Here is a 14,327-nt window from a genome sequence, read left to right on the forward strand (position 1 = left end):
ATCGTCAGGAATGGCAGAAGTGACGAACGGTGCATGAAGGGTCCAAGTGGAGTGAGGGTGCCAATGGTGCTGCTGGTGGTGCCAGTGGTGCTGATGGTGCAAATGGTGCTGGTGCTCGTGCTGGTGGTGCTGTGCTGCCGAGGGACGAGAGCGCTCAGCGCGCTCCCGTGGGTTCCTTGGCCACTCGTTCCGATGACGAATCGGACTGCAGAGTCGTGCGCACCCGCCCGAATCCCTTCAGTACGCGATCGGCCACCTTATAGAGAGACGGTCGGTCCAGCACGATTGTTCGCGCCTTGTTCACGGGAGTCCTGCCGATCCAGTGGACGGCGGCGGCGGCGGACGGGCGGGACACCCGTCCCTCGGAGACGTAGAGGACTCCGCTCTTCAGCCAGTCCTTGTACTCCTTGCCGCCCTTGCCCATGTCCACGGCGAGCAGTCCGGCTCGCGCCGCGTGCTCGGCCATCTGCAGGTGGTGCACGATGCCGGGGGAGTAGCGGGCGAACTCGGTGTCGTAGGCGGGGAACCAGCCGACCAGGGTGGTCGCCGTGCGCAGTCCGAAATGACCTGCCACCGGAGTGTCACCGGCGTAGAGCATGGTGAGGACACCGGAGAAGTCGGCGGAACGCTCGGCGTGCATCAGGTCGATGAGCTCCACGATCCACGGCTGGGCGAACCTGTCGACCCTGCCGGTCCTGCGGTACTGGTCGGACTTCCAGTTCAGAAGCACGCGCAGCACCTCGGGATCGGCCGTGCCGTACTCGAAGCGCAGTTCGCCCTGCTCCCTGCCGAGCTTGCGCTCCTTGTAGCGCACGGTCTTCAGGTTCTTCGGCGAGTTGCTCTTGACCTGCTCGATCCAGGCGTCGAAGCCGCCGGAGAAGTCCATGATCGGAGCGGGCCGGACGTCGGTCTCGTACGGCGCGAACGTCGGCTGACCGGCGACCATGTGGTCGAAGTCGAAGACGCTCAGCTTGGCGGCCCGTAGGAGGGCCTTCGTGTCCATCTTCAGCCCGGGGGCCGAGATCAGGCCATGACACGTGGTGAGGAAGCCGCCGAGCGGCTTGCCGATGCCGAAGCTGTGCCGTTCGTAGGGGAAGAAACCGGCGATCGAGTCGCCGTCGTGGATGACGGCCACTCTCACGTAGTCACGCAGGCGATCCATGGCGAGCGCGAACTCGATCGACAGGAAGGGGTTGTCCAGCGAGGGGTCCGCCTTCTGCAGCTCCCGCCATCGAACCCGCTCGGGGTCGCCGAGTTCGCCGGGGCGAACGATCGAGATTCTCACCGTGACCTCGCCCCCAGATCGCTTTGCATGTTCTTCCCCCGATACAACACGCGCAGTACGTACATGAACCCAGCGAGCACGGCGACTGTCGCAACGCCGGCCCGTGGGGACCATGCGTCGAACAGAAGCATGGCTTGGGCAAGGAGAACGTTAAGGACGAGACTCGCCGCGGCTCCTACTGATAGTGCGGCAAGAGGGTCACGATCACGCAACAGTCCGACTACCGCAGCACCAGGAACGACCAAGAGGAACAAAGAGATCAGAAGTGGACGCAATGGCGTCTGGATATCGGCGAGCGCGATCACCGCCCCCGCGATGCACGCGGCCGCGAGCACCCACGTGAGCGCCCTCCACTTGCTGATCATCTCCCCACTCCCGGTTGCTAGCTGGCGTAGACGTGACTGATCACATAGTTCATGGGATCAACCATGTCTCGGGCTCGTCAATGCCGACGTCTGACGGCAGCTCCAGGTTTACCGGACATGCCAAGATTCCAATGTGTTGTTCAACACACTGTCAAGAGCGTCCCACACTGCGTGGCCCCCAGGCCCACTAGCTTGCCCTATCGCGGGAGATCATCCGCGCGCGAAGTCGGGTTTGTTGGTCATTGTCGCCAAATTGAGCTCTTAATCACCTTGCGCCTCATGCGTCGCCGTGCTGTGCGCCACACCTGGGTCCGGTGTTTCGGACGGTACAGAAGAGGGCGGATCGTCGGTCGGCTCGGGGACATGACCGTCCTGCCCGCTCCAGGAGACGGCGCAGGAACCACCGCCGCCGTTGGACCTGATCGTGACGGTTCCCGCGCCGCCGGAGCCGGGATCGTTGACCGTCACCCAGATCGACACCGACCGGCCCGCCTTGATCGACCCGCCGGAGGGGAAGACGTCGAGCCCGTCCGACGCGCCCGCGGTCCAGGTGACGGCGGCGTCGCGCGCGGCCAGCCGTACCGTGCCCGCTCCCGCGACCGTTCCCAGGCAGGTGACCGACAGCCTGGCCGCGGGCGCGGGCGGCCTGGTGCGGGTGACCGACGGAGCCGGGCGCCGGGCCGACGGCAGGGCGGCGGGGGTTCGCACCGGCCTGGCCGCCGTCCGCGACCGGGGCGCCCGCTCCTCCGTACGGCCCGCCGAGGGCGTCGGCTCGACCGTCTCCTCGCCGTCGCCCAGCGCTTCGGGTTCGGCCAGCGGCTCAGCCGAGGGGTCGGCAGGCGCCGGCTCGTCGGCGGAGGGAGCGGCGGAGGGATCGGCGGAAAGGGCGGTGGTGGGCGCGATGCGCAGGGCGGCGGGCTCGGCCTGGCCGTTCATCACGATCATCGCCCCGGTGGCGGCCAGCACGCACGCCCCGACGGTCAGGACCGGCGCCAGGCGGCGCGGCCTGCGGCGGGAGCGGCGCTCGGCCATCACGGGGAAACCCGTCCTGTCGAAGCTGTCGCCGCGCTCGGTGATCAACGTGCGGGTCTGGTCGCGCTCCGGGCTGGTGCAGGTCTCGATCACCCTGCGGCGCAGCGAGATCGGCGGGAAGGCGACGGGCACCATGTCGAGGAGCCTGCCCGCCGAGACGTGCCGGTGCCTGCCCTCGGTGCAGACCTCGCAGCCGCCGATGTGCCCCGACAGGCGGCGGCGCAGGATCGGCGTGAGCGGCCCCTCCCACGAGTCGACCATCGCCGACAGGTCGGGGCAGTGGGCGCGTCCCGTCCTGGCCAGCACGACCGCCGCGGCCGCGTTCTCCAGATGGTCGCGCGCCCTGCCCAGCCTGGTCGCGGCCTGCCTGGAGGTCAGCCCGAGCACCGCCCCCACCTCCGATGGGGTCAGCCCGTGCCGCGACGAGAGCTCGAGGACCTCACGCTCGCCCCTGCTCAGCTCGCCGAGCGCCTCGTGCACCAGCTCGGTCAGCTCGGGGTCCTCCGGGTCGTCGAGCACTGGGGGCGGGGTGCCAGGCGTCCGGGGGGTCTTGGCCACGCTCTGGAAGCGGGTCAGGGCGTACAGCCATGCCCGCAGCCTGCCGCTCTCCTTCAGCTGGTCGGTACGGCCCTGCGCGGTCACCAGCGCGTCGTGCACGGCGTCGGCGGCGGCGGTGCGGTCGCCGGTCAGCGAGCAGGCGTAGTCGTGGAGCCGCTCGGCGTAGGCGTCGTAGAGGTGGGCGGGAGCGTCGGGGTCGGCCCGGCGCAGCGCCATCACCAGCCGGTGATCGTCGGCGCGGTCGACAGTAGGCCATCCGGGCACGGATCTTCCTCCCCGCGGGCGAGCTCCTTCTCACAGCCCCACGCGGGTAGGACGTCCCCTCCTGAAGGGGGGTTGCCCTGGCATAACGACCGGGTATCGGTGCCTGTGTCAGCGGCAGTCGGGCGCGCACAGGCGCCGCTTCATGCCCTGCACGAAGAACTTGCGGACATCGAGGATGTTCTCCGCGATGTAGGCCTCGCCGCCGCTGGCCGCGGCCAGCGCGTCCATCTGCTTCCTGCCCTTGGGCGCGTCCGGCCCGAAGGCGATGATCAGCAGGTTGACCGGGCGCTTGGGGTCGTACTCCTTCTCCAGGAACTCCACCATCTGCGCGTTGGTGACCTTGCCCGTCGGGTCGTCGTTGCCGGCGCCGTCGGTCAGGATCAGGATCGTGTTGATCTTGTCGCGCTCGTAGGTGTCCTTCATCTCCTGGTAGGCGGCCATCAGCGTGTCGTTGAGGCCGGTGTCGCCGGTGGCCTTGGCCTGCACCGTGGCCAGCTGCTGGCCGAGGATCTGCTTGCGGGGCACGCCGTCGACCATCTCGCTCAGCGGTCCGACCGACACCAGCTCCTTGTAGTCCTTCTGGCCGTCGAGCAGTGTCGAGAAGCTCCAGACGCCGATCTCGCTGTCGGCGGGGAACAGCGCGAGACCCTCGCCGGCGATCTTGGTGATCGCCTGCATGCGGGTCATGCCCGCGCCCGGGACGGGCAGCGCCATGGTGCCGGAGACGTCGAGCAGCGCCAGCATCCTGGTGCCCAGGTTGAGGCGCGACCAGGTCTGCCGCATGCTCGCCACGTTCCTGGTGTCGGGCGAGGGCAGCGCCTGGGGAGCGGCCTGCTCGAAGCCCTTGTCGGCGGCCAGCGCGCCGCCGCCCTTGCCGTCGGGCGTGCGGAAGCCGTGGTCGCGCAGGGTCTTCTTGGCGGGGTCCGTGGCGAGCTGCTGGGTGAAGGCGGCGGCGGCCTTCTGCGTGGCGGCGTCCTTCGCGGTGACGACGACGGGGTAGTCGAGGCTCAGCGTGCCGTCCTCGGGATAGAGCGGGACGACGGGTGAGGCGGACTTCTTGTTGTTGTGCGCCCAGATGCTCTGCTCGGAGGCGACGCCGATCGGCACCCTGCTGCCCGACTTGACGGTCAGGCTGGCCAGCAGCGCGCTCGGGTCGGCGGCGATCTGCTCCGACAGCTTCTTCAGCGCGCCGACGAGCTGCTCGTCGCCCAGCCCCGCCTTCTTCGCCGCGCCCGCGGCGGCCACGAGCGCGCCCAGCCCGGCCGAGTTCTTGGCCGGATCGAGCGCCAGGACACGGATCTTCTTGGCGACGCCGTCGGCGTTGGCCACGTTCGTCACGCTGATGAGGCTCTGCCAGCTCGGCTTCAGGCTCTTGGTCAGGTTGGCGGCGGCGCTCTTGGCGGCGACCAGCACGATGGGGGAACTGGCGACCGATCCGGTGGGCGCGGGCAACGTGACGCCCGACTCTGCCTCGCGCAGCATGTCGACCAGCAGGCTGGAGTCGGCGATCCACATGTCGGCGTCGAGCTTGCCGTTGGCGAAGCTGTTGGCCGACTTGGCGGCCGACTCCTTGACGACGGTCACGCCGACGCACTTGCCGTCCACGGCCTTGCCCGTCTCGTTGAACGAACCGGCGATCTTGTTCAGTGCGGGCGCGATGTCAGGGGTGGCCACGACGCGCAGCGCGAGCGGATCGCCCGAACAGCCACGCTCCCTGGTGAACAGGACGAAGGCGGCGACACCCAGCAGGACGGCGAGTGCCACGGCACCCGCCAGGGGGACCAGTACTCTGCCGCGCCCTCTGCTGGGGCGCCGGCGCGGGGAGGTGTAGCCGTCATCGAGCTCGTCTGTACGGTGTCGCCCCACGTTGCCCTCTTTGGTGTCGATAAGTTCGGGTCACCATACCGGGAGAAACTCCGCGGCGCTGACCGAACGATACTCGGTGCGCTTGGTGTGGCAAAACCAGTGATGTGGTGCATCGATTACCCAGCGTGCCGGTCAGTGGCAGCAGTCGTGACCACGCCACGCGCGCGTTCCCTCGCGCACCGCGACCACCGCGAGAGCCGTCGCCACCGCGGGATCGGCCCACCAGACGCCGAAGGTGTTGAGCCACAGACCCGCCAGGACACCGGCGGCCATCGCCGCGCAGATGAGGTTCTGGGCGCCCTCCCCGCGGGTGGCCGGCGAACGCAGCCGGGCGCCCAGCCGTCGCTTGGCCAGCCCCAGCACGGGCATGCTCACCAGGCTCACCGACGTGACCACGACGCCGAGCACCGTCGGCGCCGCGCGGTGGCCCGCGTCGAGGTCGTACAGCACGTGCGCGACCAGGTACGGCGCCAGCAGCCAGAAGCTCACCGCCACCGCGCGCCTGGCCCGCTCCTCCGCATGGGGCGACAGCGTCCGCGAGCCGGTGAAACGCCACACCACGATCAGGCTGGCCAGCGCCTCGACGAGGGAGGACAGCCCCCATCCGATCAGCGCGACGGAGTGCGCGGACAGCCCGGCCGCCAGGCCGAGCGTGCTCTCCAGGCCGAGCCACACCAGCGTGACGACCGACAGGGCGCGGGCCCGCGCCGCGTCGCGGAGCCAGGCGGCTGACGGGGCCGGTGCGGAAACCAGACAGTCAGGCACCATGATCTCCCTATCACGCGGTCAATGACAGCGCTCCGTACACTACTCACTACCCTCCGTTATGGTGGAGTTTCTGTGCAAAGCTCGGTCAAACATCACAGGGGAGTGTCCGTGCCGTTCACACCGAGCCATGTCGCCGCCGTCGTCCCGCTGTTCAGGGTGCGGTGGCTCGATCCGTGGGCGCTCGCGCTCGGCGCGATGGTGCCCGACCTGCCGATCTTCCTGCCCTTCCTTCCCGACTACTCGCTCTGGCACTCCCCGGCCTGGGTCGTCACGGTCGACCCGCTCGTGGTGTGCGTGCTGGTGGCCGCCTTCGCGGGCCTGTTCCGGCTGCCGCTCGTCGCGCTGCTGCCGCCGGACCTGGTGGGCAGGGCCGCCTCGCTGCGCCCCGCCCCGCGGATCCTGCCCCTCGTGGCGGGCGCGGCGGCCGGGGCGGCGACCCACGTGTTCTGGGACTCCTTCACCCACTCCTACAGCTCGGCGATCTGGGGGTGGACGTGGCTCGACCACGAGGTGCTGGGCGTGGTCACCGTCTTCCGGCTGCTGCAGTACATCTCCTCGGCCGTCGGCCTGGCCTTCGTGACCTGGTGGGCGTGGCGCGGCCTGTCGCGGATGGCCGACGTGCCCCCGCCCGAGGGGCTGGTCCTGCCCGAGCGGGTACGGCGGGCGGTGCTGTGGGCGGGCGTGGCCGGGTCCGTGGCGGGCGCGGTCTGCTGGCCCCTGCTGAACCCGCCGGACGGCGGGCTGGCCTCCCTGGTCACCAGACTCGGCGCGGGAACGCTCGTCGGGTCGTGCCTGGTGCTCATCGTCTATGCCGGGATCTGGCAGCTCAGGCGGCTCATGGCAGTATTCGACGGTGCCTGAGTACGTATCCGACGCCCACGACCCCCGCCTGTCCGACTTCACCGGCCTGCGCGACGTGGAACTGCGCAAGAGCCTGGAGGCCGAGCAGGGCCTGTTCGTCGCCGAAGGGGAGAAGGTGATCAGGAGGGCGATCGGCGCGGGCTATCCCGTGCGCTCCGTCCTCACCACCGAACGCTGGCTCGAGTCGCTGGCCGACGTGCTCGGCGGCGCGACCGTCTACGTGGTCTCCGAGGAGGTCATGCAGGGTGTGGCCGGCTTCCAGGTGCACAGGGGAGCGCTGGCCTCGATGGAGCGGCTGCCCGTGGCGCCGGTGGCCGAGACGCTCACGGGCGCGTCGCGGATCGTGGTCCTGGAGGATCTGGTCGACCACGGAAACGTCGGGGCGATCTTCCGGTGCGCGGCCGCTCTCGGGGTTGACGCGATCATCCTCTCGCCGCGCTGTGCTGACCCTCTCTATAGAAGGTCGGTCAAGGTGTCGATGGGCGCCGTCTTCGCCATCCCCTACGCCCGCATGGACAACTGGTACGAAGGGCTGGAGGAGATCCGCGCGGCGGGCTACCAGACGCTGGCGTTGACTCCTGATCAGAAGGTCACACCTATAGATGCTGTCGAGATGCGTGATCGGGTGGCGCTGCTGCTCGGGTCGGAGGGGGACGGGCTGTCCTCGCGCTGGCTGCGGGAGGCCGACGAGCAGGTGTGCATCCCGATGAGCCCGGCCGCGATGGAGGCGGGGGTGGACTCGCTGAACGTGGTGGCCGCCGCGGCGATCGCCTGCCACGGGCTCATGCGCGGCACCTCCATCCGTCCAGGTGGGCAACAACCGTAACCCGGGCGGCGTACTCGGGCATGACGGGGCGTTCCTCGCACGATCGGCGACGATGCGGGAAGTGTAGGGCGTGAACGCTCGGAATTAAATTCTTGACGACATTAATTAGTTGACTCTACGGTGACCGGCATGCCGAGAAGCCAGGACCCCGGGACGCCCATCACCGGCCCCACCGCCGCAGCGATCTTCACCATGGTCCTCACCCTCGGCCCGGTGAGCAGGGTGGACCTCGCCCGGCTGGCCGGTCTGTCACCGGCCGCGGTGACCAAGACCGCGCGGCCGCTGATCGACGCGGGCTATCTGAAGGAACTGGCGCCCGTCGAGCGGACCGCCCCCGGAGCGGGCAGGCCCGCCAGCCCTCTGGCGATCGTGCCGGAACGCGAGTACTTCGTCGGCATCAAGATCACCGGTGACGATCTCATCGGCGTGGTCACCGACCTCGGCGCCCGGGTCGTGGCCGCCCGTCACCACCCCGTCCCCGGCTTCGACGTGCGGACCGACGCCCCGGGCGCCCCCATGGAACCCGCCGACGTCGTCGCGGCCATCGCCGCGCTCGTCACGGAGCTGCTGGACCAGCACCCCGACTTCCGGCAGCGGGCCCACAGGCTCGGCGTCGCCATCCCCGGCGACGCCGACCGCGACACCGGCACCGTCCGCTACTCACCGTTCCTCGGCTGGCGGGACGTCCCGCTCGCCGCCCTCCTCGAGGAGGCCACCGGGCTCACCACGACCCTGGAGAACGACGTCAAGGCCCTCGCGGTCGCCGAGCAGTGGTTCGGCGAGGGCATCGGCGCCTCCTCCTTCGCCCTGGTCACCGTCGGCACCGGAATCGGCAGCGCGTTCGTCGCCAACGGCGGTCTCATCTCCGGCGCGTTCGGCGTGTCCGGCGAGATCGGTCACGTGCCGATCGGGATCGAGGGGCCGCAGTGCCACTGCGGCGCGATGGGCTGCCTGGAGGCGCTGGCCTCCACCCAGGCCCTGATCACCGAAGCCCGCCGGGCCACCGGCGTCGAGGATCTCACGATCAGCCAGGCGGTCGAGCGGGCCCGCTCCGGCGACCAGGTGCTCCGCAAGGTCTTCGGCACCGTCGGCCAGGCCATCGGGCTCGGGCTGGCCGTGGTGGCCAACCTCTTCGGCCCCGAACGTCTCGTGGTCTCAGGCGAAGGGCTCGACGCCTACGACCTGCTCGAGGAGTCGATCCGCGAGGCGTTCGCGGCCCAGGCCTACGGCAGCGCGGGGCGGTGCAGCCTGATCATCCGCCCGCTGCCGTTCGAGGAGTGGGCGCGCGGCGCGGCGGCCGTCGCCGTCCAGTCCCTCGTCACCCCCGCCGGCTAGCGCCGTACCCCAGAAGCCGTACCCCAGAAAAGGCCCACACCGCGGTCCCCGGAGAAGGGCCCACCCCGCGGCCGCCAAGAGAAGGCCCACCCCGTGGCCGACAGGGCGCCTCCGCCCCTGCAGCCCTGCAGAAAGGAACCACCCCCCCGATGAACACCTTCACCACCTCCCGCCGCGCCTTCCTGGGCGGGTCGCTCCTCTTCGTCGGCGGCATGGCGCTGGCGGCCTGCGGCAAGGACGACGCCGCCAAGGCCGGAGCCAAGATCATGCTGGAGCAGTGGTACCACGCCTACGGCGAGGCCGGCACCCAGCAGGCCGCGATCCGATACGCCAAGGAGTACACCAAGGCCAACCCGGACGTCGCCATCAAGGTCACCTGGATCGCGGGTGACTACTCGGCGAAGCTGCACTCGACGCTGCTCACCCCGCAGGCGCCCGACCTGTTCGAGATCGGCGACTTCCAGTACATCGATGTGAAGAACGGCCTGTTCGCGCCGCTCGACGACATCGTCAAGGGCCAGCAGGGTGAGTACACCAAGGTGGCGCTGGACTCCGCCTCCTCCGACGGCAAGCTCTACGGCCTGAAGATGATGGACGACGCGATGGTCCTGTACTACCGCAAGAGCGTCCTGCAGCAGGCCGGGGTCACGCCGCCCACCACGTTCACCGAGCTGGCCGCCGCGGCCAAGAAGCTCACCAGCCGCGAGCGCAAGGGTCTGTTCGTCGGCTCCGACGGCCTCGGCAACGCCCCCTACCTGCTGCTGTGGTCGAACGGCGGCGACCTGCTCGACCCCGAAGGCAGGAAGGTCGCCTTCAACTCGGCCGAAGGCGTCGCCGCGATCGCCGGCCTCAAGCAACTGCACGACGACAAGTCGCTGCTGCAGGACTTCACCACCGACTGGTACGACCCGGGCGCGTTCATCCAGGGCGCCACCGCCATGCAGTGGTGCGGCCTGTGGGCCATGCCCGCCATCAAGAAGGCGCTCGGCGACGACTTCGGCGTCGTCGCGTGGCCGAAGTTCGGCGACACCGGCCAGGCCGTCTCCCGCGTGGGCGGCTGGTTCGCCGTCGCCGGCGCCAGGGGCAAGCACGTCGACGAGGCCAAGAAGTTCATCGAATGGCTCTGGATCAAGCAGGCGGACCTGCAGAAGGACTGGTGCGTCAGCTACGGGTTCCACGTCCCGGCGCGGAAGAGCGTCGCCGCGCAGACCACCGAGTTCGGTTCGGGCCCGGCCAAGGACGCCGCCGACATCCTGGCGAACACCGGCAGGGCGTACCCGAACCTGTGGAACACCGCGATGGACTCGGCGTTCGCGCAGGCCGTACGTGAGGTCGCCAAGAACGGCGGCGACGCCAAGACGCTGCTCGACCAGGCCGCCGCCAAGTGCCAGGCCGAACTCGACAAGCAGCTGGCCTGACGATGCCCGACACCGTCACGACCGGGCGCGCGGCCACCGCCTCGCGGCCGGCTGAGGCCCGGCCGGTCCGCCGCGCGCGGCGGACCGACTGGTCGGCCTTCGGGGCGTTCGCCCTGCTGACCGCGCCCATGCTGGTCGGCCTCGGCCTGTTCAAGTACATCGCCATCGGCTGGAGCTTCCTGCTGAGCTTCAGCGACGCGCGCGGCTCCGTCGACCTGGGCTCGTGGGTCGGCCTGGACAACTACGCGTTCCTGCTGGAGGACGAGGCGTTCCGGTCCTCGATGGCCGGGATCGTGCTGTTCACGATCTTCATCGTGCCGGTGACCTTCGGCATCTCGCTCGGGCTCGCCGTCCTGCTGAACGGGCTGCGCCGTGGCCGGGCCTTCTTCCGCACGACCTTCCTCCTCCCGGCCGCCGTCTCCTACGTCGTCGCCGCCCTGATCTGGAAGATGAGCCTGTTCAACGGCCTGCCGTCCGGCGTCGCCAACACCATCGGCGGGCTCTTCGGCTGGGACGTCCGACCCTGGATCGCCAGCAGCGACCCGCCCCTGTACTGGATCGTGATCGTCACCCTGCGGCTCTGGCTCCAGGTGGGGCTCTACATGATCCTCTTCCTGGCGGGCCTGCAGGCCATCCCGGGCCACCTGTACGAAGCGGCCGCGCTGGACGGCGCGTCCCGGTGGCGCCAGTTCCGGCACGTCACCCTGCCGATGCTGCGCAACACCTCGGTGGCGATACTCATGCTCATCCTCATCGCCGCGTTCCAGGCCTTCGACGAGTTCTACAACATCTTCGTCACCGCCGCCGGAAGCTCCGCCGCCCCGGTGCGGCCGCCGCTGGTCTTCCTGTACGACTCCGCGCTCAAGGACCAGAACTACGGCGTGGGCTCGGCGGGGGCGTTCCTGCTGACCCTGCTGATCGTCCTGGTGACCCTGCTGCAGGGCCGCCTCGTCGGGTTCGGCCGGAGGGACTGACATGCGCAAGAACCTCGGGACGGCCCTGGCGTACCTGGCCCTGGGCGTCGCAGCCGCGCTGTTCCTCGCCCCGTTCTACTTCATGCTGCGCGCCGCCCTGATGTCCGGCACGCAGATCACCGACCTGGACTGGCACTGGCTGCCCGACCCCTTCAGCCTGCAGGGCTTCAAGGACGTGTTCGACGACCCGTCGGTGCCGATGGGCAACGCGCTCTGGAACTCCTTCCTCATCGCGATCGTCACCGCGCCGGTCTCGACCATGCTCGGCTCCATGGCCGGCTACGCCCTGGCCCGCATTCCCGTGCCCGGCCGCGGCGTGGTCATGACCTTCATCGTCGTCACGCTGATGATCCCCACCTCGGCCACGTTCGTGCCGACCTTCGTGCTGGTCAGCGCGATGGGCGGGGTCGACACGCAGTGGGGCGTCATCGCGCCGGGCCTGTTCAACGCGTTCTCGGTGCTGCTGTTCCGCAACTTCTACCTGAAGTTCCCCCAGGAGATCGAGGAGGCGGGCCGCCTGGACGGCCTGGGCCATCTGGGCGTGTACTGGCGGGTCGCGCTGCCCAACTCGGGCGCCATGCTCGCCTCGCTGGGCGCGCTGTCGTTCCTGGAGAGCTGGAACGCCTTCCTCTGGCCCCTCGTCATCGGCCAGGACCCCGAGTCGTGGACCGCCCAGATCGCGCTGTCCACCTTCCTCACCTCGCAGACGATCAACCTGCCGGCGCTGTTCGCCGGGGCCGTCGTCACGATCCTCCCGCTGATCGTGGTCTTCCTCATCGCGCAACGTCACATCGTCCAGGGCATCGCCGCCACCGGCATGAAGGACTAGCGAGCCCCCTCCACCCCCCGCGACGCCGCGGTCCTCGCGCGTCACTCTCCCCTCCGAGGTGCCTCATGAGAATCAGAGCACTGTTAGCCGTCCTCGCCACCGCTGTCAGCGGCCTGGCCGTGATCCCCTCCTCCGCGTCCGCCGCCGAGCCGGTTCCCCTCGCGGCGTCCTGGGAGGGACCGCTCAGCACCCGGGGCCGCTACATCGTGGACGCCACGGGCAAGCGGTTCAAGCTGCGGTCCGGCAACTGGCACGGCGCCAGCGGCACCTGGACCGGCAGCGGCGACGACGAGGACCCCGCCAACAACTACGCCTCCGAGACCTCCCACCGGGTCCCGCTCGGCCTGGACCGCGTCCCGATGAGCAGGCTGATCGCGGACTTCCGCGCGCTCGGCGTCAACAGCGTCCGCCTGCCGTTCTCCAACGCGATGATCAACGACGCGCGACCCGTCACCGACGCCGGCGTGGCGGCCAACCCGGACCTGCGCGGCCTCACCCCGCTCCAGGTCTACGACAAGGTCGTCGAGGCGCTCACCGCCGACGGGCTCGCCGTCATCCTCAACAACCACACGACCACCACCCGCTGGTGCTGCGGCGTCGACGGCAACGAGCGGTGGAACAGCAGCCAGAGCACCCAGAAGTGGCTGGACGACTGGGTGTTCATGGCCAGGCGGTACCGTGCCAACAACCGGGTCGTCGGCGCCGACCTGCGCAACGAGGTGCGCCGGGACACCTGGGACAATCCCAACTGGGGCTCGGGCGACGACCACGACTGGGCCGCCGCCGCCCAGCGGGCCGGTGATCGCATCCTCGCCGAGGCCAACCCGGATCTGCTCATCATGATCGAAGGGATCAACTGGTCGGGGATCCCGCTCGACGGGGTCTGGCACGACAGACCGCTCCTCAAGCCGGTCAGCACGCTCTCGCAGACCCTCGTCCGCTCGCACAAACTGGTCTACGCCGCGCACTTCTACGGCTACACCGGCCCGCAGCACACCGGCGCCGAAGGCCTCGGGGAGACCCACGACCCCCGCTACCGCGATCTGAGCCGCTCCGACCTGTTCGCCGTCATGCGCGACACCGCCACCTACGTGGCGACCACGCCGGACCGGCATTTCACCGCCCCCGTGTGGATCAGCGAGTTCGGCGTCGGCAAGTCCGCCACCGACAAGGACAAGGCCTGGTTCGCCGCCATGGTCGACTTCCTCATCGACACCGACGTGGAGTTCGCGTACTGGCCGATGGTCGGCTTCCAGGAGAACGACCAGGGCAACACCTGGGGCCTCGTCCGCTACTCGGCCGACGGCGGGCTGCGCAGCGTGCTCGACACCGGCGACTGGCGGGGCGCGCACTGGCGTCGCCTGATCGCCGCCGCAGGGCGCACTGGGCCGGTCGCCCCTGTCCGCACCTGGTCCATGCTGCGGGCCATCCACGACGACGCGAACCAGTCGGCGCGGATGCGGGCCCAGGGGGACTGGGACACGGGCGCGCGCAAGCTGTCATGCCCTGACGACCAGCGCCTGATCGGCGTCAGCCAGAAGGGCCAGGGCGGCCTGTGCACCGACGCCGGAGCGGCGGACCTGTGGGCCTCCGGCCCGGCGACCGTGGTGACCAGTGAGAACGTCACGACCGACTGGGCGTCGGGGTTCACCAAGTACCAGTGCCCCGCGGGCCAGTTCATGAACGGCTACAGCCTGCGCGGCGACCGGGTCTCGGCTGTCCTCTGCGCTCCCGGGCGGGTCCCGCTCGCCGGGGCAGGACGGACGCTGTGGGACGACCGGGGCGACAGCCGTCCCGCCTCCGGTGAGGGCGGCGACTACGCTTACGGCTACCGCAAGGCGCAGTGCGCCTCCGACGAGTACGCCGCCGGGATCGCATTCTCCTACAGCGTCGGACGCTACGGCACGCCGGACGCCCTGTACTGCCGCAAACTCTGAAAGGCCGCT

At 69.8% G+C, this 14,327-nt stretch carries 12 protein-coding genes; 7 read left to right on the forward strand and 5 right to left on the reverse strand.

What is annotated here, in order from left to right; all coding sequences use genetic code 11:
* Window positions 1–154: 154 nt before the first annotated feature.
* The 5 genes from ACWENQ_RS01730 to ACWENQ_RS01750 form a co-directional block, all read right to left on the reverse strand.
* Window positions 155–1,285 (reverse strand): GNAT family N-acetyltransferase, encoded by a 1,131-nt coding sequence (locus tag ACWENQ_RS01730; protein WP_452412599.1) that lies wholly within the window; start codon window positions 1,283–1,285, stop codon window positions 155–157.
* Window positions 1,282–1,650: a hypothetical protein gene (locus ACWENQ_RS01735; protein WP_354913599.1), complete on the reverse strand. Its 369-nt coding sequence runs from the start codon at window positions 1,648–1,650 to the stop codon at window positions 1,282–1,284. Before ACWENQ_RS01735 ends, ACWENQ_RS01730 begins: the two co-directional genes overlap by 4 nt.
* A 261-nt stretch (window positions 1,651–1,911) precedes the next feature.
* On the reverse strand, window positions 1,912–3,504 hold the full coding sequence (locus tag ACWENQ_RS01740; protein ID WP_452412600.1) for a sigma-70 family RNA polymerase sigma factor: 1,593 nt from the start codon (window positions 3,502–3,504) through the stop codon (window positions 1,912–1,914).
* Window positions 3,505–3,612: 108 nt separating this feature from the next.
* A complete protein-coding gene (locus tag ACWENQ_RS01745) occupies window positions 3,613–5,370 on the reverse strand; it encodes a substrate-binding domain-containing protein (RefSeq protein WP_449917327.1) in 1,758 nt (585 codons plus the stop codon).
* A 132-nt stretch (window positions 5,371–5,502) separates the two neighbouring features.
* Window positions 5,503–6,138: a cation transporter gene (locus ACWENQ_RS01750; protein WP_452412601.1), complete on the reverse strand. Its 636-nt coding sequence runs from the start codon at window positions 6,136–6,138 to the stop codon at window positions 5,503–5,505.
* Window positions 6,139–6,246: 108 nt separating this feature from the next.
* Between ACWENQ_RS01750 and ACWENQ_RS01755 the strand changes: the two genes are divergently transcribed.
* The 7 genes from ACWENQ_RS01755 (at window position 6,247) to ACWENQ_RS01785 (ending at window position 14,318) form a co-directional block, all read left to right on the forward strand.
* Window positions 6,247–6,999, forward strand: a complete 753-nt coding sequence (locus tag ACWENQ_RS01755) for a DUF4184 family protein (RefSeq protein ID WP_449917324.1) — start codon at window positions 6,247–6,249, stop codon at window positions 6,997–6,999.
* Window positions 6,947–7,825: a TrmH family RNA methyltransferase gene (locus ACWENQ_RS01760; RefSeq protein ID WP_452412602.1), complete on the forward strand. Its 879-nt coding sequence runs from the start codon at window positions 6,947–6,949 to the stop codon at window positions 7,823–7,825. Before ACWENQ_RS01755 ends, ACWENQ_RS01760 begins: the two co-directional genes overlap by 53 nt.
* A gap of 129 nt (window positions 7,826–7,954) precedes the next feature.
* Window positions 7,955–9,160, forward strand: coding sequence for an ROK family protein (locus ACWENQ_RS01765; protein ID WP_449917320.1), 1,206 nt, complete (start codon window positions 7,955–7,957; stop codon window positions 9,158–9,160).
* Between the two features lie 149 nt (window positions 9,161–9,309).
* Window positions 9,310–10,578: an ABC transporter substrate-binding protein gene (locus tag ACWENQ_RS01770; RefSeq protein ID WP_452412603.1), complete on the forward strand. Its 1,269-nt coding sequence runs from the start codon at window positions 9,310–9,312 to the stop codon at window positions 10,576–10,578.
* Window positions 10,579–10,580: 2 nt separating this feature from the next.
* The gene (locus tag ACWENQ_RS01775) at window positions 10,581–11,552 is read left to right on the forward strand and encodes a carbohydrate ABC transporter permease (RefSeq protein ID WP_449917314.1); all 972 of its coding nucleotides are present in this window, start codon (window positions 10,581–10,583) and stop codon (window positions 11,550–11,552) included.
* 1 nt (window position 11,553) lies between these two features.
* Entirely contained in the window at window positions 11,554–12,381 is an 828-nt protein-coding gene (locus ACWENQ_RS01780) for a carbohydrate ABC transporter permease (RefSeq protein WP_452412604.1), read from the forward strand.
* 65 nt (window positions 12,382–12,446) lie between these two features.
* Window positions 12,447–14,318, forward strand: a complete 1,872-nt coding sequence (locus ACWENQ_RS01785) for a glycoside hydrolase family 5 protein (RefSeq protein ID WP_452412605.1) — start codon at window positions 12,447–12,449, stop codon at window positions 14,316–14,318.
* Window positions 14,319–14,327 lie beyond the last annotated feature (9 nt).

This window comes from Nonomuraea sp. NPDC004354, assembly GCF_053602555.1.

Coding starts and splice junctions, on each gene's coding strand:
- ACWENQ_RS01735 (WP_354913599.1), bottom strand. CDS start 1,650: ATGATCAGCAAGTGGAGGGCGCTCACGTGGGTGCTCGCGGCCGCGTGC.
- ACWENQ_RS01750 (WP_452412601.1), bottom strand. CDS start 6,138: ATGGTGCCTGACTGTCTGGTTTCCGCACCGGCCCCGTCAGCCGCCTGG.
- ACWENQ_RS01760 (WP_452412602.1), top strand. CDS start 6,947: ATGCCGGGATCTGGCAGCTCAGGCGGCTCATGGCAGTATTCGACGGTG.
- ACWENQ_RS01765 (WP_449917320.1), top strand. CDS start 7,955: ATGCCGAGAAGCCAGGACCCCGGGACGCCCATCACCGGCCCCACCGCC.
- ACWENQ_RS01770 (WP_452412603.1), top strand. CDS start 9,310: ATGAACACCTTCACCACCTCCCGCCGCGCCTTCCTGGGCGGGTCGCTC.
- ACWENQ_RS01775 (WP_449917314.1), top strand. CDS start 10,581: ATGCCCGACACCGTCACGACCGGGCGCGCGGCCACCGCCTCGCGGCCG.
- ACWENQ_RS01780 (WP_452412604.1), top strand. CDS start 11,554: ATGCGCAAGAACCTCGGGACGGCCCTGGCGTACCTGGCCCTGGGCGTC.
- ACWENQ_RS01785 (WP_452412605.1), top strand. CDS start 12,447: ATGAGAATCAGAGCACTGTTAGCCGTCCTCGCCACCGCTGTCAGCGGC.